This window comes from Rhodanobacter sp. UC4437_H4 (assembly GCF_052978425.1).
The window spans coordinates 2,452,665-2,472,729 of sequence record NZ_CM129673.1 but is presented as its reverse complement, the minus strand read 5'-3'; the positions used below and the strand labels follow the sequence as shown (position 1 = coordinate 2,472,729).

Genomic DNA, 20,065 nt, shown 5'->3' with positions numbered 1-20,065 from the left:
CCTGACCGAACCACAGGAGATTCACATGAAAAATCTGAATAATTTTCGTATCAGCGGACTGTTCGCGGCGATGTTTGTGTTGAGTGGTGCTGCGTTTGCCGCCGACAGCGCGGCGACTGCGGCCGACTACAAGCCGGTGACGAATGCCCGGCTCGTGAATGCGGCGAGCGACAACGGCTGGCTGATGTACCGGCGTGATTACGCCAGCACCGGCTATGCCCCGTTCGAGAACATCAATACCGACAACGTGACCAAGCTCAAGCAGGTCTGGGACTACAAGACCGCGTTCGAGCAGGGGCATGAGTCGCCGGCGATCGTCAATGGAGATTACCTGTTCATCACCACGCCGAAGAATGAGCTGGTGGCATTCCAGGCCAGCACCGGCAAGCAGTTGTGGAAATACCAGCACGATCTGTCCCAGGCCGGCCTGAAGACCGTGTGTTGCGATGTCGTCAATCGCGGCGTGGCGTTGTACGGCGACAACGTCTACATGGCCACGCTGGACAACTACGTGGTGGCGCTGAACGCCAAGACCGGCAAGGTGGTCTGGAAGAAGCAGCTGATACCGGCCGACGTGGGCTACGCGATGACCCTGGCGCCGCTGGTGGTCAAGGGCAAGGTGATCGTCGGCGAGTCCGGTGGCGAGTACGGAGCGCGCGGCTTCATCGAAGCGTTGGACGCGGAAACCGGCAAGCAGGCCTGGAAGACCTACACCGTTCCCGCACCCGATGAACCCGGTGGCAAGACCTGGCCCAAGGGCGCGTACAAGACCGGCGGCGGTGGTGCGTGGTTGACCGGCACCTATGACGCGCAGACCGACACGCTGTTCTGGGGCGTCGGCAATCCGGGCCCGTGGCTGGCCACGTTGCGTCCGGGCGACAACCTGTACACCGACTCGGTGATCGCCATGAATCCGGCCACCGGCAAGATCAAATGGCACTTTCAATACACTCCCAACGACACCTGGGACTATGACGGCACCAACGAAACCGTACTCACCGACATCGACTACAAGGGCAAGTCGTACAAGGCACTGGTCAGCGCCAGCCGCAACGGCTGGTTCTATGCGATCGACCGGACCAATGGCAAATTGATCTACATGGAGAAATTCGCCACGGCGACCTCCGTGAACGGCTCGAAGGACGGCAAAGTCACCACCGATCCGGCGATGCGCCCGACCGTCGACAAGGAAGTGTTCACCTGTCCCAGCTTCCTCGGCGGCAAGAACTGGTGGCCGATCTCGGTTGACCCGAAGACGCGTCTTGCCTACGTGCCGACCATGCATACCTGCATGACGATCAAGGGCACTACAGTCAGCTACAAGGCCGGACTGCCTTTCCTGGGTGAGAGCTTCAAGGTCGTGGCCGATCCGGCATTCAAGGGGCAGTGGGGCGAAGTACAGGCGATCGACGTCAACACTGGCAAGCAGGCGTGGAGTCATCCCTCGGCGTTGCCGTGGAATAGCGGCATGCTCAGCACGGCCGGTGGCCTGGTGTTCTCCGGCAGCGCGGACGGCCACCTGTATGCGTTCGATGCCAAGAGCGGCAAGGTGCTGTGGAAGAGCCCGCAGATGAGTTCGGGTGTCATCGGCGTGCCAAGTACGTGGAAGGTGGACGGCAAGCAATACGTGTCGGTCTACGCCGGCTGGGGCGGCGCCACGCCGATCTGGGGCGGCGACATGGCCAAGGATCCTGCAGTGCGGAACATACCGCTGGGCGGTCATTTTTACGTGTTCTCGCTGTAACCGGAGTGCTGGCATGAAGACATATCGTTTCCCTTCCAGGTCCCATCTGTGCCGCATCGGAATGGCCGCCGTACTTATGTACGGCGGCACCGCCGTCGCGGGCGAGCTGTCGGTTTGCATCGACAAAAGCAGCCCTACCGCGTCCATGGACCACCACCTCGCACAGGCCGTGGCCACCCACGAAGGCAACTCCCTGCGCGTTCATGAGTTTGATGGCAGCGGCGGCGACGAGGGCTTTGACCTGAAGGAGTTCAACAAGCTCGCCAAAGACAGTTGCACGTTGGTGCTGGGCTTTCCGATCGATGCCGACGAACATGCCGTACCGTCCGGCCTGCAGGCTACCGAGGCGTACGGTCACACCGGCTTCGTGCTGGTGACGCCGAAGGACAGCAAGGCCACCACGCTCGACCAGTTGCCGAAAAAGACCAGTGTGGCGGTGACCTACCAGACCACGCCGAACCTGTACTTCGCAGATCATCCCGGCCTGCAGGCGGACGTCCATCTGACCAACGACGATTCGATCAAGGCGTTGCAGACACATGCAGCAGGTGCGGCGATGCTGTGGCAACCAACGGTGGTGAATTATCTGTCCAGCCACCACCAGGCGGGTGGTTTCAGTTACCACCCATTGCACGAACCGCATGCGCAATTCGACCTGGTGGCGCTGTACAACAGCAGTCACGCAACTGCGGCGGCAGCATTCGGCCGAGCAATCGTGGCGATGACCGCTTCGGGCGAGCTGGCGCGGCTGCTCACGCCCTATGCCGAGGCGGGAAGGGCGCAGGCCTCGCAGCGCGGTGCGTCAGCATCGGTGCAGCTTTCTCACAAGGTTCAGTCGCTCGATAACGGTCGCGCAACCGCATCGAAGCAGGACGATGCGAGCCACCCTCCGGCGTTGTTTACCGAGACCCAGGCGGCGAGCGGCAAGCAGAAGTTCGAGGATCACTGCGCGTTCTGTCACGGGTCAACCCTGGCCGGTCGCGCCGGACCCGCACTCAAGGGACCGCACTTTGCTCCGGCCAAGGCTGACTTCCATGTCGGTGACATCTTCGGCATCGTTTCGAAAAACATGCCAGCTACCGAACCGGGCAGCCTGGCGCACGAGGATTATGTGGAGATCATGGCCTTTATCCTCCAGCAGAACGGCTACCCGGCCGGCAGCGATGCACTGACTTTCGAGGAGGCGACGGAGTCCAGGGTGCGGTTGATCTACCACGGCGAATGAATCGGCACCGCCGGCAGGCGAAGCTGATGTCGCGCACCAGCCATGCGCCCGTTGGCGCAGGATTTTCCAGAGTCTACGGGAGTGCCACGTGAATCAGCCAGGACGGTCACCGCCGCGACAGCGCGCGGCAATCCGCGGGCTTCATCTTCATCCGCTTGTCCTGGTTCATGCGGGGTGTGCGCTGCAACCAGTCATGGCGAAAGAAGCGGATTTTACCGCTACGGCTGCCGTGACCAATCTGCAGGCTGTAGAGGTCGATGCCAGTCGACTGGATCTTGCGCCGTTTGATGTTCCTGCCGCACTCAGCGGCACGGTGATCGTCAACGACGGCAATGCCCGCTATTTCGGACCCGGACCGGACCGCCGCCTCGTGCTAGGGGCTCGGTTGACGTTTCAGCTTGCCACAATGCAGGAGAACAAGATGTCGGATACCACGGTTGCAGTTGCCAAAGTGCTCGCCACGCCGGCTGCTGAGGAGTTGATCGAACGATTGCGCACACGCCACGGACCGCTGCTGTTCCACCAGTCTGGCGGCTGCTGCGATGGCTCCTCGCCAATGTGCTTTGCGCAGGACGATTTCATCGTGGGCGATCGCGACGTCAAGCTCGGGGAGATCGCCGGCGTAGCGTTCTACATGAATCCCGCGCAATACGAATACTGGAAGCACACGCAATTGATCATCGACGTGGTCGAAGGGCGTGGCGGCATGTTTTCGCTGGAAAACGGCGAAGGTGTCCGCTTTCTCACTCGTTCGCGGCTGTTCACCGACGACGAGATCAAGCAGCTGACTCGCGAAGGACGCTTCTGAGCAAGGCGCCTGATCAGCGGCGCCGGGCTATCGGGATGTTGGGATGTTGGCTTGTCCCTCATGGCAACATCGTGCCGTCAACATCACGCCATGAACGGTCGCCACTACCATGCAATGCAGTGACGGTTGCCGAGCATCAAACGAACTGGCGACCACCCCGGATCTTCCCGGCAACACTGAAGAATGGAAAGGAATGTGCTTGATGGCAGCTCACAAGAAATCGCGGCGCTTTCGCGGACTCGGCCCACTATCGATCGCACTGGCGCTGATCGTCGCGAGCAGCTCCGTATTCGCACAAGAAAGCAGCCGCGAGACCAACCCCCAGAACGTCACCGAACTTGACCTGATCAGGGTGGTCGGCGTGACACCTGTCACCGGCACCGACATTGATCCCGGCAAGCTGCCGTATTACGTGCAGTCGACCAACGACGACCAGATGGATCGCGCGCAAGTACTCGACCTTACCGACTTCGCCAACCGTCGTTTTGTCGGTGTAACGACGAACGGCGCGCAGAACAACCCGCTGCAGGCGGATGTCCAGTTCCGCGGGTTCACCGCGACGCCGCTGCTTGGTGGCTCCGAGGGCATGTCGGTCTACCTCGATGGGGTGCGCGTCAATGAAGTGTTTGGCGATACGGTCAATTGGGACCTGATCCCGACTGGCGCCATTGAGCGAATGAGCCTGCTTGCCGGCGCCAACCCGGTGTTCGGCCTGAACACGCTTGGGGGTGCGATCTCGATCCAGACCAAGACGGGCTTCAGCGACCCAGGTACGCGCCTCTCCTTCTACGGTGGATCATTCGGGCGCACCAACGCCACCTTCGAGACCGCCGGCAACTCCGGCCGCTGGGGCTGGTACCTGATGGGCAATCGCTTCGACGAGGACGGTTGGCGCGACCAGTCACCCTCAAACGCTCGCAACTTTTACGGCACCCTGTCCTGGCGTAGCGAAGCCGCTACGTTCGACTTGCACCTTGGCCACGCGAAAACCGACCTGGTCGGTAACGGCAGCGCGCCGGTCGAGCTGCTCGCCGAACGCTGGAGAGGCATCTTCACGGCGCCGGACAACACCAGCAACGATATGGGTCTCATCAGCGGCCAGGGAACCGTTGATATCAACGACGCCACGAAGCTCTCGTTCACCGTGTTCCACCGCAAAGTCAAAACGCTGTCGTACAACGGCGATGCCAGCGATTTCGACGAGTGCGACGACGACGATGACATCCTTTGTGACGAGGACCACGACGACGCACCGATCATCGACCAGAACGGCAATACTGTTTCCTCCGACTTCGACGCGATCAACAATATCGGCCACCGGAACCAGACGAGCGACGGTGGTACCGTGCAGCTCGCATTCAACCAGCCACTCGGCCCTTTGGAGAACCAGTTTGTGGCGGGCCTGGATTACATGAACGGCCGCCTCGACTACAACTCGGCCCTGGAAATGGCAGTCCTGCAGCCAAACCGGGTGACGTCGTCCGATTCAGGCATCCTGATTCCGGCAGGCGCACTGAGCGTCAATAGCCACACGCGCACGATCAGCCTGTACCTCACCGATACCTTGTCGATCACCGACCGCCTCGCACTGACGGTGTCGGCGCGAGGCAACCGGACACGCACCACGATCAACGATCCGACCGGTATCAATCCCGCGCTGGACGGCAAGCACCGTTTTTCGCGCGTCAATCCGGCGGCCGGACTCACCTGGCAATGGACTGACGCGGTGAACGTTTACGGCGGCTACAGCGAATCCACGCGCGCACCCACGTCGGTCGAACTAACCTGCGCGGACGAGGATGCCCCCTGCAAGCTGCCCAACCAGTTTCTGTCCGATCCGCCGTTAAGACAGGTCGTCGCCAAGAGCTGGGAAGCGGGCTTGCGCGGCAGGTTCGCCGGCGGCAACAACCTTGGCCACTGGCATGTGGGTCTGTTTCGCACTATCAACACCGATGACATCCTGTTTCAGGCCACCGGTGGAACGAAGTCCAACGAGGGCTTCTTTGCCAATGTCGGGGACACGCGTCGGCAGGGCCTCGAGGCCAGCATCGCCGGCACCGCATGGGACCGGCGTCTGCACTGGTACGCAAACTACAGTTGGCTTGATGCGACCTATCGGACCAGCTTCTTCGAGAAGAGCGCCAACCACCCTGACGCCGATGAAGATGATGAGATATTCGTGCGCAAGGGTGACCGCATTCCCAGCCTGGTGCGCAACAGCTTCAAACTTGGCGCCGATTTTTCGATTACACCGAAGTTGACCATGGGTGGCGAAATCATCGCGAACTCCGGCCAGTACCTGCGCAGTGACGAAGCCAATCTGCTCGCGCAGACCGGCGGATATGTGGTGGTGAACCTGCGAGCCAATTACGACGTGACTGCACACTTCAGTTTATTCGCACGTATCGACAATCTGTTCGACCGCCACTACGTCACGTTCGGAACACTTGGTGAACCCGACGAAATCATGCCGGAATTTGACGACCCGCGCTTCTATGGCCCGGGCGAGATTCGCGGTGTTTGGGTTGGCTTCAAGGTTTCGCTATAGCTTCGTTTCCATTGGACGGGTAACAATAATGCTTGATCAATTTGAAAATCCCGATAGGCGCTTGATGAACGGCGCGGCCAGGGGCCTTGCTCCACGCGCATTCATTTGGCGCAGTCTCTCGGAAGCGTTGGTGCTTGTCTCGTTGGTCCTGCCTGCGGCTCATGCGGAGGATGTGCAGACCAATACCGCACGGACAACATCGTCTACGACGACGCTACCCGTGGTCGTGGTGACCGCGACCCGCATTCCACAGCCCGACCTCGACGTGCCCGCCGCTGTTGGCGTCGTCACGCAAGACAAGATCGCCGATGGCGCTCCGGCATCCGCACTTTCCCAGTCACTTGCGCGGATACCCGGGATTGTCGCGCAGAATCGCCAGAGCTACGCGCAGGATTCGCAGATTTCCATTCGTGGTTTTGGTTCACGCGCCTCCTTTGGCGTGCGCGGCATCCGCCTGCTGGTGGACGGCATTCCGGTGTCCGGGCCGGACGGGCAGGGCCAGACCGATCCCTTCGACCTTGCTACCGCGGAGCATATCGAGGTGTTGCGCGGGCCGTTTTCGGCCCTGTACGGCAATGCCGCCGGGGGCGTGATCCAGATATTCACCAAGGACGGCCCGGAGCAGCCGACGGTCGGGGCTTCCACGCTATTCGGCAGCTATGGCACCCGCATCCAGCGGCTGGATGCGGGTGGCACGGTCGGCAACTTCAACTATGTCGTGGATGGCACGCATTTCGAAACCGACGGTTTTCGTCAACACAGCAAGGCCGAGCGCGACAATCTGCGCGCAAAGTTCCGCTACGACATCAGCAAGGACGCTTCGCTGACGCTGCTGCTCAACGGCGAGAACCAGCCCTTCGCCGAGGATCCTTCGAGCCTGACCAAGCAACAGGCACGGGAAGACCCAAGCTTCGCGGTGCCAGGCGTGTTCAAGTTCGGCGCGGGTGAAAGCCATCGTGACCGCCAGCTTGGCGCTGTATACGAACAGCAAATCGGCCAGAGCGATCATCTGCATGTGATGGGCTACGGTGGTTCCCGGCGCGTGGTCCAGTTCCTTCCTTTCCGCGGCGATTCCACCAATGGCGGCGGCGCGGTGGTCGACCTGAAAAACAGGTCCAGGGGCGGCGGTGTCCGCTGGGTGCACAGTTTTCCGCTCACCTCGACATCGCTCGACCTGATTACGGGTATCGAGTACGACCACCTGCGCGAGCTGCGCAAGGGCTGGGTCAATGATGCAGGCGTGGAAGGGGAGCTGCGTCGCAACGAGAGGGATTTTTCCAGTCAGGCCGGGGAATACGCCCAGCTCGAATGGAAGCCCGATCGTTGGGTCATCGTCGCTGGCCTGCGTCATTCGAACGTCAAGTTCGGAAGCGACGATCACTACATAACGCCCGAAGATCCCGACGACAGTGGCAGGCGGAATTTTTCGAGTACCAATCCGGTTGCAGGCGTGCTCTACAAAATCAATCCGCATCTGAACGTCTACGCGAATTACGGCCAGGGCTTCGAAACCCCGACGCTCTCCGAGTTCGCCTATCGGCCCGACGGTCGGGCCGGCTTTAATCAAGCCTTGCAGCCAAGCAAGAGTCGCGACTATGAGACAGGGCTAAAGGGGAGCTGGGCTGCGACAAAATTCGACTTGGCACTTTTCAACATATCGACCACAAACGATATTGTCGTTGGCGCATCCAATGACGGTCGCGACAGTTTCACCAATGCCGGAAGCACGAAGCGACACGGGCTGGAACTGAGCATTCAGCAGGCCTTTTCCGGCGGCTTCAGTGGTTACCTGGCCTATAGTTACCTGCACGCGACTTTCGATGGCGGAGCGCTCGACGGCCATCGAATGCCAGGCGTGCCGCGCCAGATGGTGTACGGCGAGTGGGACTGGCAGTACCGCCCGCTTGGATTTTCCACCTCGCTAAGCGCGCAGTGGCGTGATCGCGTTTATGTCGACAACAAAAACACGGACTTCGCCGGTAGCTACGTCGTGGTCGATTATCATCTGGCGTTCAGGCAAAACGCGGGCGGCTGGCAGGTCAGCGAGTTTGCAGGTATCAACAACCTTTTCGATCGCAACTACGTCGGTGCCGTTGTCGTCAACTCCGGCAACGGTCGCTTCTTCCAGTCCGCACCGGGCCGCAATTTCATGCTCGGCTTGAGTGCAAGTTACAAATTCTGATTTGCCCGATTACATACGATGTTCGCGGATGTCGCGACGGAGCGGGCATCCCTGCATGGAGGCTCTTTCGCGTTTGGCGTGGTTGATCTTCACGCCGCAACCTGTCGAATCGCTTGCGTCCATGGGTTCTTCGGCAGGTGTTGGAGGTTGGAGCACATCAGGTAGCTGACGATGGTCATGCGATGGTCGGTGGCGTAGTCTCTGGCGCGAGCCTTGGCCGCCTGGATGCGCCATTGATCCCTTTGTGCAGAAACATTTTCTGATGGGCCTGACCATTATTTATGCGTCTAGACAACAGAGGACCATGCCATGCCGAAATACGTGATCGAACGTGATATTCCTGGTGCCGGGAAGTTGTCGCCCCAGGAACTAAAGGCCATTTCGCAGAAGTCTTGCGGTGTACTGAGCAATATCGGGCCACAGATTCAATGGCTCCAAAGCTACGTGACCGGCGACAAGATCTATTGCGTATACATCGCTCCGGATGAGGAAATGGTTCGGAAACACGCCGAGGAAGGGGGCTTTCCTGCGAATCGTGTGTCCGAAGTTGCCTCAATCATTGATCCAACAACGGCTGAGTAGCACCATCCGGCGGCGCCGCTGACAACGGCAGCCCCCTTTTTAATGCCGACAGCCGGCGCGATCCGGGAGCGGGCAGGATCAAACGCGCCTATCTTTATTTGTGTAGCGAAGTACCGACTCCCAGTCGTATTACGATCAGGCTAACTCAAGGACCGCACACAGCGCGGCATCGATGGCTGTCGCAGGTTGCCTGAATCACTCCCATCCAGTCCAGCAGGAGAAAATCCATGTCCAGCACCTATCCGGTCGACCCCGAGTTTGCAGCGTCTGCGCGCACCAACCACGACGACTACACACACATGTATGCCGAATCCGTGAGAGATCCGCAGGCATTCTGGGCAGGTATCGCCAAGCGCCTGGACTGGACCAGACCGCCGACGAAGATCAAGAACGTCTCGTTCGATCCGAAGGACCTGCACATCCGCTGGTACGAGGACGGCGAGCTCAACGTGAGCGCGAATTGCCTCGACCGCCAGCTGGAGAAGCGCGGCGACAAGGTGGCGATCATCTTCGAGGGCGACGATCCGGCCAACTCGCGCCGGATCACCTATCGCGAGCTGCACGCCGAAGTGTGCAGGTTCTCCAACACGCTGAAGCACCTGGGCGTGGTCAAGGGCGATCGCGTGGCCATCTATCTGCCGATGATTCCCGAGGCCGCGGTCGCCATGCTGGCCTGCGCTCGGCTCGGCGCGATCCACTCGGTGGTGTTCGGCGGTTTCTCGCCCGATTCGCTGGCCGGCCGCATCGCCGACTCGCAGGCCAAGGTGGTGATCACCGCCGACGAGGGCTTGCGCGCAAGCAAGCACATTCCGCTGAAGGTCAACGTGGATGCCGCGCTGGAGCGGCCGAACACGAACAGCGTGGAAACCGTGATCGTGGTGCGTCACACCGGCGCCGCAGTGAACATGCAGTCGCCGCGCGACCGCTATTATCACACGCTGATGGAAGGCCAGTCGGCCGATTGCCCGGCCACCCCGGTCGAGGCCGAACATCCGCTGTTCGTGCTGTACACCTCCGGTTCCACCGGCAAGCCGAAAGGGGTGCAACACAGCACCGGCGGCTACCTGGTGTTCATCAGCTACACCCACGAGCAGGTGTTCGACCTGCGCGAGGACGACGTCTACTGGTGCACCGCCGACGTGGGCTGGGTCACCGGCCACAGCTACGTGGTGTACGGCCCGCTCTGCAACGGCGCCACCACGGTGATGTTCGAGGGCGTGCCCAACTATCCCGATTACAGCCGTTTCTGGCAGGTGGTCGACAAGCACCAGGTCAGCATCTTCTACACCGCGCCCACCGCGATCCGCGCGCTGATGCGCGAAGGCGAGGAGCCGGTGAAACGCACCTCCCGCGCCAGCCTGCGACTGCTCGGCTCGGTCGGCGAACCGATCAATCCGGAAGCCTGGGAGTGGTATCACCGCGTGGTCGGCGAGGAGCGCTGCCCGATCGTGGACACGTGGTGGCAGACCGAAACCGGCGGCATCATGATTTCGCCGTTGCCCGGCGCCATCGGTACCAAGCCCGGTTCGGCCACGCTGCCGTTCTTCGGCATCAAGCCGGCGATCGTCGACGCCGACGGCGCGGTGCAGGAGGGCGTCGCCGAGGGCAACCTGTTGATCACCGATTCCTGGCCCGGCCAGGTACGCACGATCTACGGCGACCACAAGCGTTTCATCGAAACCTATTTCAGCGCCTACCCCGGCAACTACTTCACCGGCGATGGCGCCCGTCGCGACGAGGACGGCTATTACTGGATCACCGGTCGCGTGGATGACGTGATCAACGTCTCCGGTCACCGCCTGGGCACGGCCGAGGTGGAAAGCGCCCTGGTGGCGCACCCCAAGGTCGCCGAAGCTGCGGTGGTCGGCTGCCCGCACGACATCAAGGGGCAAGGCATCTACGCCTACGTCACCCTGGTCGCCGGCGAGACCGGCAGCGACGAGCTGCGCAAGGAGCTGATCGCCTGGGTGCGCAAGGAGATCGGCCCGATTGCCACGCCGGACTACCTGCAATGGGCGCCCGGCCTGCCGAAGACCCGCTCGGGCAAGATCATGCGCCGCATCCTGCGCAAGATCGGCGAGAACCGCCCCGACCAGCTCGGCGACATCACCACGCTGGCTGACCCGGGCGTGGTACAGAACCTGGTCGACGAACGTTTGATCAAATAATCTGGATCGGATCGTCCGGCCATGGATTCGGCCATATATACGTCCATTTGATTTTGCTTGCTTATTTTTGTTGCAACGCACTATAGTCGAGACTCCCCCCTTGTTTCGGGAGCCCAGACCATGGACCAGCCACGCGCGCAGGGTTTGTACGACCCAAGGCACGAGCACGACGCCTGCGGCGTGGGCTTCGTGGCGCATATCAAGGGGCGCAAGAGTCACCAGATCATCGAACAGGGGCTGCTGATCCTGCGCAACCTCGATCATCGTGGCGCGGTTGGTGCCGACCCGCTGATGGGCGACGGCGCCGGCATCCTGATCCAGCTCCCCGACCAGCTCTACCGCGAGGAAATGGCGCTGCAGGGCATCCAGCTGCCGCCGCCGGGCGAATACGGCGTGGGCATGATCTTCCTGCCCAAGGAGCACGCCTCGCGCCGCGCGTGCGAACAGGAGCTGGAACGTACCGTGCGCGCCGAAGGCCAGGTGGTGCTGGGCTGGCGCGACGTGCGCGTGGACAGCGACATGCCGATGTCGCCCGCGGTGAAGGCGCGCGAGCCGGTGATTCGCCAGCTGTTCATCGGCCGCGGCGCGGACATCATGGTGCCCGATTCGCTGGAGCGTAAGCTCTACGTGATCCGCAAGACTTCCAGCCACGCGATCCGCGCGCTGAACCTCAAGCACGGCCGCGAATACTTCGTGCCTTCGATGTCCACCCGCACCGTGGTCTACAAGGGCCTGCTGCTGGCCGACCAGGTCGGCACCTACTATCCGGACCTCACCGACCCGCGTGCGGTGTCGGCGCTGGCGCTGGTGCACCAGCGCTTCTCCACCAATACCTTCCCGGCGTGGGAGCTGGCGCATCCGTATCGCATGGTCGCGCACAACGGCGAGATCAACACGGTCAAGGGCAACGTCAACTGGTTGAACGCGCGCACCGGCGCGATCTCCTCGCCGGTGCTCGGCGACGACCTGGCCAAGCTGTGGCCACTGATCTATCCCGGCCAGTCCGACACCGCCTCGTTCGACAACTGTCTCGAACTGCTGACGATGGCCGGCTACCCGCTGTCGCACGCGATGATGATGATGATTCCCGAGGCGTGGGAACGTCACACCCTGATGGACGACAACCGCCGCGCGTTTTACGAATACCACGCGGCCATGATGGAGCCCTGGGACGGTCCGGCCGCGATCGCGTTCACCGACGGTCGCCAGGTGGGCGCCACACTGGATCGCAATGGCCTGCGTCCGGCGCGCTACATCATCACCGACGACGACCTGGTGATCCTCGCCTCCGAGGCCGGCGTGCTCGCCGTGCCCGAGCCGCGCATCGTGAAGAAGTGGCGGCTGCAGCCCGGCCGCATGCTGCTGATCGACATGGAAGCGGGGCGCATCATCGACGACAAGGAGGTGAAGGACCAGCTGGCCAATGCGCGGCCGTACAAGCAGTGGATCGAGCACATCCGCATCCGCCTGGACGACCTGCCGGTCGGCCACGTCGAGCCGCCCGCGGGCGAGCAGCTGGTGCAACGCCAGCGCATGTTCGGCTACACGCTGGAAGACCTCAAATTCCAGCTGCTGCCGATGGCGCACGACGGCCAGGAGGCGATCGGCTCGATGGGCAACGACGCGGCGCTGGCGGTGCTGTCCGAGCAGAACAAGTCGCTGTACCAGTACTTCCGCCAGCTGTTCGCCCAGGTCACCAACCCGGCGATCGACCCGATTCGTGAGCAGCTGGTGATGTCGCTGGTTTCCTTCATCGGCCCGAAACCGAACCTGCTGGACATCAACAACGTCAATCCGCCGCTGCGGCTGGAGGTGGCCCAGCCGATCCTCGACGTCGCCGACATGGCGAAGATCCGCAAGATCGGCCGCTACTCCAAGGGCAAGTTCCGCAGCTTCGAGCTGGACATCACCTACCCGGCGGCGTGGGGCAAGCAGGGCATCGAGGCGCGGCTGGCCTCGCTGTGCGCGCAGGCGATCGACGCGATCGGCCAGGGCCACAACATCCTGATCGTGTCGGATCGCCACGCGGGCCGCGAGCGGGTGGCGATCCCGGCGCTGCTGGCGACGTCGGCGGTCCACCAGCACCTGGTCGGCCGCGGCCTGCGCACCAGCACCGGCCTGGTGGTGGAGACCGGCTCGGCGCGCGAAGTGCACCACTTCGCCCTGCTCGCCGGCTACGGCGCCGAGGCGATCCACCCGTACCTGGCGATGGAGACGCTGGCCCGCCATGCCGCCGACAGCGGCGCGATCGCCGCGGAGCAGGCGATCGCGCACTACATCAAGGCGATCGGCAAGGGGCTGCAGAAGGTGCTGTCCAAGATGGGCATCTCCACCTACATGTCCTACACCGGCGCGCAGATTTTCGAAGCGGTGGGGCTGAACAGCGAACTGGTGGAAACGTACTTCAGCGGCACCGCCAGCACGATCGAGGGCATCGGCCTGTTCGAGCTGGCCGCCGAGGCGCTGCGCCAGCACGAGGCGGCGTGGGCCGACGACGCAGGTCAGGCACTCGATGGCGGCGGCGAATACGCCTGGCGAGCCGATGGCGAAGCCCATCTGTGGACGCCCGATTCCATCGCCAAGCTGCAGCACGCCACCCGCGCCAACAGTGCGACGACCTATGCGGAATATGCGCGGCTGATCAACGACCAGACGCGCCGCCAGCTGACCTTGCGCGGGCTGTTCGAATTCCGCATCGATCCGGCGGCCGCGATCGCGCTGGACGAGGTGGAGCCGACGGCGGAGATCGTCAAGCGCTTCGCCACCGGCGCGATGTCGCTGGGTTCGATTTCCACCGAGGCGCACGCCACGCTGGCGGTGGCGATGAACCGCATCGGCGGCAAGTCCAACACCGGCGAAGGCGGCGAAGACGAGGCGCGCTACCGCGACGAGGCGCGCGGCATCGCCATCGGCGAGGGCGCAACGCTGGGCAGCATCCTCGGCGCCGATCGCATCGAGAGCGACCTCACTCTCGAACCCGGCGATTCACTGCGCTCGCGCATCAAGCAGGTGGCCTCGGGCCGCTTCGGCGTCACCGCGGCGTACCTGGTCTCGGCCGACCAGATCCAGATCAAGATCTCGCAAGGCGCCAAGCCCGGCGAGGGTGGCCAGTTGCCGGGCCACAAGGTGTCCGACTACATCGCGCAACTTCGCTTCTCGGTGCCCGGCGTGGGCCTGATCTCGCCGCCGCCGCACCACGACATCTACTCGATCGAGGATCTGGCCCAGCTGATCCACGACCTCAAGAGCTGCAACCCGCAGGCGTCGATCTCGGTGAAGCTGGTGTCCGAAGTCGGCGTGGGCACGGTCGCGGCGGGCGTGGCCAAGTGCAAGGCCGACCACGTGGTGATCGCCGGCCACGACGGTGGCACCGGCGCCTCGCCGTGGTCGTCCATCAAGCACGCCGGCACGCCGTGGGAACTGGGCCTGGCCGAGACCCAGCAGACGCTGGTGCTGAACCGACTGCGCGGGCGCATCCGGGTGCAGGCGGACGGCCAGATGAAGACCGGCCGCGACGTGGTGGTCGCCGCCCTGCTCGGCGCCGACGAGTTCGGTTTCGCCACTGCGCCGCTGGTGGTGGAAGGCTGCATCATGATGCGCAAATGCCACTTGAACACCTGTCCGGTCGGCGTGGCCACGCAGGACCCGGTGCTGCGCCGCAAGTTCGCCGGCAAGCCCGAGCACGTGGTGAACTTCTTCTTCTTCGTCGCCGAGGAAGCGCGCGCGATCATGGCGCAGCTCGGCATCCGCCGCTTCGACGAACTGGTCGGGCGCGCCGACCTGCTCGACGTGCGCCAGGGCATCGCGCACTGGAAGGCGCGCGGGCTCGACTTCAGCCGCGTGTTCCACCGCCCGGCGGTGCCTGCCGACGTGGCTTGGCGCCATGTCGACGAGCAGGACCACGGCCTCGCGCGCGCGCTCGACCACGCGCTGATCGACAAGGCGCGCGCCGCGCTGGAGCAGGGCGAGCGCTGCAGCTTCATCGTGGCGATCCGCAACACCGATCGTTCGGTCGGCGCGATGCTGTCGGGTGCGCTGGCGCGGCGGCACGGCCACGCCGGCCTGCCGGAGGACAGCATCCACGTGCAACTCGATGGCGTGGCCGGGCAGAGTTTCGGCGCGTTCCTGGCGCGCGGCATCACCTTCGACCTCGTCGGCGAGGCGAACGATTACGTGGGCAAGGGGCTGTCCGGCGGCCGCATCATCGTGCGTTCGCCGAACGATTTCCACGGCTTCGGGCCCGAACACATCATCGCCGGCAACACGGTGCTGTACGGCGCCACCGGCGGCGAGGCGTTCTTCAACGGCGTCGCCGGCGAGCGCTTCGCCGTGCGCAACTCCGGTGCCACCGCGGTGGTGGAAGGCGTCGGCGACCACGGCTGCGAATACATGACCGGCGGCACCGTGGTGGTGCTGGGCGAAACCGGGCGCAACTTCGCCGCCGGCATGTCCGGTGGCGTGGCCTATCTGTACGACCCGGACGTGCAGTTCCAGGCGCGCTGCAATCTCGCGATGGTGGCGCTCGAGCCGCTGCTCTCCACGGTCGAGCAGGAACTGCGCGTGCCGCGCGAACTCTGGCACGCGCCGGTGCGCGGAGCCCCCGGCGAGACCGACGAGGCGATCCTGCGGCGTCTGCTGGAAAGCCATTTCCGCGCCACCGGCAGCTTCCGCGCCAAGGCGATCCTGCACGACTGGATCAACGCGCGCACGCACTTCGTCAAGGTGATGCCGCACGAATACCGGCGCGCACTGGGCGAAGCCGGCCGGGCAGCGACAGCGCCCGGCACACGAGCCATCACGGCCTGAGCGGCCGGGGAGACAGCGTCATGGGCAAGGTCACCGGCTTTCTCGACTACCCGCGCGTGCCGGAACCCGGCGAGGCGCCCAACCTGCGCAAGCGCCACTGGCGCGAGTTCACCCCGCAGCTGGACGACGCCGGCGCGGCGATCCAGGCCGCGCGCTGCATGGATTGCGGCATCCCGTTCTGCCACCAGGGCTGCCCGGTCAACAACGTGATCCCGGACTTCAACGACCTGGTCTATCGGCAGGACTGGCAGCGCGCGATCGAGGTGCTGCATTCGACCAACAACTTCCCCGAGTTCACCGGCCGCATCTGCCCGGCCCCGTGCGAGGCGGCGTGCACGCTGAACATCAACAGCGATGCGGTGGGCATCAAGTCGATCGAGCACAAGATCATCGACAAGGCATGGGAGGAAGGCTGGGTGCGCCCGCAGCCACCCGCGCGGCGCACGGGCTGGAGCGTGGCCGTGGTGGGTTCCGGCCCGGCCGGCCTGGCCGCGGCACAGCAGCTCGCGCGTGCGGGCCACGCGGTCACCGTGTTCGAGAAGAACGACCGCATCGGCGGGCTCCTGCGCTACGGCATCCCCGATTTCAAGTTGCAGAAGGAGCATATCGACCGCCGTCTCGATCAGATGCGCGTCGAGGGCGTGCAGTTTCGCCCTGGCGTGTATGTCGGCAACGCCGCCGACGCGAAGGACGGGCAGCTCGCGCTGACGCCGGCGCAGTTGCAGCAGGATTTCGACGCGGTGGTGCTGGCCGGCGGCGCCGAGACCCCGCGCGACCTGCCGCTGCCGGGCCGCCAACTGGACGGCGTGCACTTCGCGATGGACTTCCTGCCGCTGCAGAACCGCGTACTGGCCGGCGACGCGCTGGCGTCGCAGATCCTTGCCACCGACAAGCAGGTGGTGGTGATCGGCGGCGGCGACACCGGCTCGGACTGCGTAGGCACTTCCAACCGCCAGGGCGCCGCGGCGATCACCCAGTTCGAACTGCTGCCGCAGCCGCCGGCGCAGGAGAACAAGCCGCTGACCTGGCCGTACTGGCCGATTCGGCTGCGCACCTCCAGTTCCCACCAGGAGGGTTGCCGGCGCGACTGGGCGGTGGCCACCAAACGTTTCAACGACGACGGCAAGGGCCGCGTGCGCAGCCTGACCGCGGTGCGGCTGCAATGGCACGAGGGCCGCATGAGCGAGGTGCCGGACAGCGAGTTCGAGATCGAGGCGGACCTGGTCCTGCTGGCGATGGGTTTCGTGTCGCCGACGCAAGCCGTGCTCGATGCCTTCGGCGTGGACAAGGACGCGCGCGGCAATGCGGCGGCGAAGGTCGACTGCGGCGCCGCCTACCGCACCAGCGTCGACAAGGTGTTCGCCGCCGGCGACATGCGCCGTGGCCAGTCGCTGGTGGTGTGGGCGATCCGGGAAGGCCGCCAGTGCGCGCAGGCGGTGGACGAGTTCCTGATGGGCACGTCGCGCCTGCCGCGTTGACACAAGCGCCGTCGCGTCGCTTGTACCGCGACGCGACGGGCCGCACCATGAGCGGGATGACCGACACGCTCCCGCCCCTTCCCGCCGCCGCTGCCGCGCAACTGGACGACCAGACGGTGCACGTCTGGCATCTCGGCTACCGCCGCGCACCCGGTCGTCTGCCGTTGTTGCGGATACTGGCCGCATATCTCGGCGTCGACGCCGACGAGCTGCAGCTCACGCAGGACGCGCATGGACGCCCGCGGCTCGATCCGCGCCACGGCACGGCACTGGATTTCAACTGGTCGCACAGCGGTGACCATGCGCTGGTGGCGATCGCCCGTGGCATCGCGCCGGGCGTCGACGTCGAGCGCCGGCGAGCCCGGCCGCGTGCGCTGGCGCTGGCCCGGCGCTTCTTCGACGCGGCAGAGACGGCGGCGCTGGCGGCGTTGCCCGTGGGCGCGCGCGACGACGCATTCCTGACGCTGTGGACGGCCAAGGAAGCGCTGCTCAAGGCGCATGGACGCGGCATCGGCTACGGACTGCAGCGGCTGCGCGTGGCGGCGCCGCCGCAACCATTGCAGCTGCTGCGCTTCGACGGCGAAGATGTCGGCGCCTGGCAACTGCAGCGGCTCGACCTCGCGCCGGAACTGGTCGCCGCGCTGGCCTGGCGCGGGTCGCCGCGCAAGGTGCGCGCGGCGACGCTGCTTGCCGACATCGAATGATCGGCGCACTGTCACCCGTCGGCATGGCGTGCTGCCGGGCCAGCCAGCCGATTCTTCCCGCCCCGGAGTGGTTTCCGCGATGACCCTGCTCAGCGTCAACCTCAACAAGATCGCCGTCCTGCGCAACTCGCGCGGCGGCCGCAGCCCCGACATCTGCCATGCCGCGCAGACCTGCATCGAGGCCGGTTGCGGCGGCATCACCGTGCATCCGCGCCCGGACCAGCGCCATGTGCGGCCCGATGACGTCCGTGCGCTGGCCGCGATGCTGCGCGGGCGGGTCGAGTACAACATCGAGGGCAACCCGTTCGCGGGTCCGCGCGGCGATTACCCCGGCCTGATCGAACTCGCGCGCCTGGTCCGCCCGACCCAGGTAACCCTGGTGCCGGACAGCGACGGCCAGATCACCTCGGACCATGGCTTCAACCTGCGCCAGGACACCACCCGCCTGAGGCCGCTGGTTGACGAGCTGAATGCGTTGGGCTGCCGGGTCAGCCTGTTCGTCGATGCGGGCAGCGGCGATTTCGAGCTGGCCGCGGCCATCGGCGTACAGCGCATCGAGATCTACACCGGCCCGTATGCAGAGGCCTTCGCCGATGGCGACCCTGCGGCGGCGCTGGCGGCATGTGCCGACACCGCCCGCCGCGCCCAGCAGGCCGGCCTGGCGGTCAACGCCGGACATGATCTCAGCCAGGCCAACCTCGGCACCTTCAAGGCCGCGATCCCCGGCCTCGCCGAGGTCTCGATCGGCCACGCCCTGATCGGCGAGGCCCTGTACGAAGGACTGGCCACCACCGTGCGCCACTACCTGCAGATCCTGCGCTGAGCAGTGGCGGACGTGCCAGGCAAGCGCTTCCCGCAAGCGACCCGTCGCTCAAGCGGGCACCTCCCGGGGTACGGCGCGGTGCCGAGCTCTGAAAACAAAAGCCCCGCCGAAGCGGGGCTCTTGCCTGGATCGTTTTGCGCCGAGCTCAGCGTGCTTCGTTGAAGCCGATCTTCACCAGGTTGTAGCTCTTGGCGTCGGCCAGCACCCGCGCCACATACTCGTAGGCCACGTGGTCATCGGCGGCGATCTGGATCTCCGGCTGGTTCGGCAGCGACTGCTGGCCGATCACCGCCAGCTGCGCCTTCAGGCCCAGCTCGTCGACCGGCGTGCCATTCCAGTAGAACGCGCCACTCTGATCGATCTTCAGATTGATCGGGCTGGGCGGATTGGAGGGCGGGATCACATCCTTGTTCGGCTGCGGCAGATCGACCTCGATCTTGTGCGCCAGGATCGGCGCCGTGATCATGAAGATGATCAGCAGCACGAGCAACACGTCGACCAACGGCGTGACGTTGATCTCCGCCATCGCACCGCCGCTGCTTTTGGTTGAAATCGCCATCTCGAATTATCCCTTCGGTGCGTCGGTGGTCATGAAGGCGACATGCACCATGCCCGAACCCTTCGCATCGCTGATGATCTTCTTCACCACCATGAACTGCACTTCGCGATCGGCACGGATCTGCAGCTGGGGCTGCGGCGTGAGCTGCGCTTCCACCAGCAGCTTGGCGCGCAGTTCCGCATCGGTCACCGGCTGATCGTTGAGGTACAGACTGCCATCGACCTTGATCGCCAGGTCGATCGGCGGCGTCTTCGGATCAGGCGTCTTGGCATTCGGGTTGGCGATGGGCAAATCGATCGTGACCGAGTGCGACATCAGGGGAGCCGTGATCATGAAGATGATCAGCAGCACCAACATCACGTCGACCAGCGGCGTGACGTTGATCTCCGACATCGGGCCCGTGGAATCACCACCTAGGCTTACGGCCATGGGTCAATC

The 20,065-nt window shown here is 64.2% G+C and carries 13 protein-coding genes; 11 read left to right on the top strand and 2 right to left on the bottom strand.

Annotation, left to right across the window (positions count from 1 at the left end; genetic code table 11):
* The first annotated feature begins 25 nt into the window (after positions 1-25).
* The 11 genes from ACVCL3_RS11260 to ACVCL3_RS11210 all read left to right on the top strand — a co-directional run bounded on the left by ACVCL3_RS11260 (position 26) and on the right by ACVCL3_RS11210 (position 19,068).
* Positions 26-1,744 (top strand): methanol/ethanol family PQQ-dependent dehydrogenase, encoded by a 1,719-nt coding sequence (locus ACVCL3_RS11260; RefSeq protein WP_447101325.1) that lies wholly within the window; start codon positions 26-28, stop codon positions 1,742-1,744.
* Between the two features lie 13 nt (positions 1,745-1,757).
* The gene (locus tag ACVCL3_RS11255) at positions 1,758-2,969 is read left to right on the top strand and encodes a c-type cytochrome (protein ID WP_447097706.1); all 1,212 of its coding nucleotides are present in this window, start codon (positions 1,758-1,760) and stop codon (positions 2,967-2,969) included.
* 421 nt (positions 2,970-3,390) lie between these two features.
* On the top strand, positions 3,391-3,777 hold the full coding sequence (locus ACVCL3_RS11250) for a DUF779 domain-containing protein (RefSeq protein ID WP_447099504.1): 387 nt from the start codon (positions 3,391-3,393) through the stop codon (positions 3,775-3,777).
* 202 nt (positions 3,778-3,979) lie between these two features.
* Complete coding sequence (locus ACVCL3_RS11245) at positions 3,980-6,325, top strand: TonB-dependent receptor (protein WP_447101324.1); 2,346 nt, start codon at positions 3,980-3,982, stop codon at positions 6,323-6,325.
* Positions 6,326-6,353: 28 nt separating this feature from the next.
* Positions 6,354-8,507, top strand: coding sequence for a TonB-dependent receptor family protein (locus ACVCL3_RS11240; protein ID WP_447097704.1), 2,154 nt, complete (start codon positions 6,354-6,356; stop codon positions 8,505-8,507).
* Positions 8,508-8,816: 309 nt separating this feature from the next.
* Positions 8,817-9,089, top strand: a complete 273-nt coding sequence (locus ACVCL3_RS11235) for a DUF4242 domain-containing protein (protein ID WP_447097703.1) — start codon at positions 8,817-8,819, stop codon at positions 9,087-9,089.
* A 227-nt stretch (positions 9,090-9,316) separates the two neighbouring features.
* On the top strand, positions 9,317-11,257 hold the full coding sequence (gene acs, locus ACVCL3_RS11230; RefSeq protein ID WP_447097702.1) for an acetate--CoA ligase: 1,941 nt from the start codon (positions 9,317-9,319) through the stop codon (positions 11,255-11,257).
* Between the two features lie 120 nt (positions 11,258-11,377).
* A complete protein-coding gene (locus ACVCL3_RS11225) occupies positions 11,378-16,063 on the top strand; it encodes a glutamate synthase-related protein (protein WP_447101323.1) in 4,686 nt (1,561 codons plus the stop codon).
* 20 nt (positions 16,064-16,083) lie between these two features.
* Positions 16,084-17,541, top strand: a complete 1,458-nt coding sequence (locus ACVCL3_RS11220; RefSeq protein WP_447101322.1) for a glutamate synthase subunit beta — start codon at positions 16,084-16,086, stop codon at positions 17,539-17,541.
* A gap of 56 nt (positions 17,542-17,597) precedes the next feature.
* The gene (locus ACVCL3_RS11215) at positions 17,598-18,245 is read left to right on the top strand and encodes a 4'-phosphopantetheinyl transferase superfamily protein (protein WP_447101321.1); all 648 of its coding nucleotides are present in this window, start codon (positions 17,598-17,600) and stop codon (positions 18,243-18,245) included.
* A 79-nt stretch (positions 18,246-18,324) separates the two neighbouring features.
* Complete coding sequence (locus ACVCL3_RS11210) at positions 18,325-19,068, top strand: pyridoxine 5'-phosphate synthase (protein ID WP_447097698.1); 744 nt, start codon at positions 18,325-18,327, stop codon at positions 19,066-19,068.
* 145 nt (positions 19,069-19,213) lie between these two features.
* Here ACVCL3_RS11210 and ACVCL3_RS11205 read toward each other — a convergent pair whose 3' ends face one another.
* The gene (locus tag ACVCL3_RS11205) at positions 19,214-19,627 is read right to left on the bottom strand and encodes an ExbD/TolR family protein (protein ID WP_395120757.1); all 414 of its coding nucleotides are present in this window, start codon (positions 19,625-19,627) and stop codon (positions 19,214-19,216) included.
* 6 nt (positions 19,628-19,633) lie between these two features.
* Positions 19,634-20,056: an ExbD/TolR family protein gene (locus ACVCL3_RS11200; protein WP_395120758.1), complete on the bottom strand. Its 423-nt coding sequence runs from the start codon at positions 20,054-20,056 to the stop codon at positions 19,634-19,636.
* Positions 20,057-20,065 lie beyond the last annotated feature (9 nt).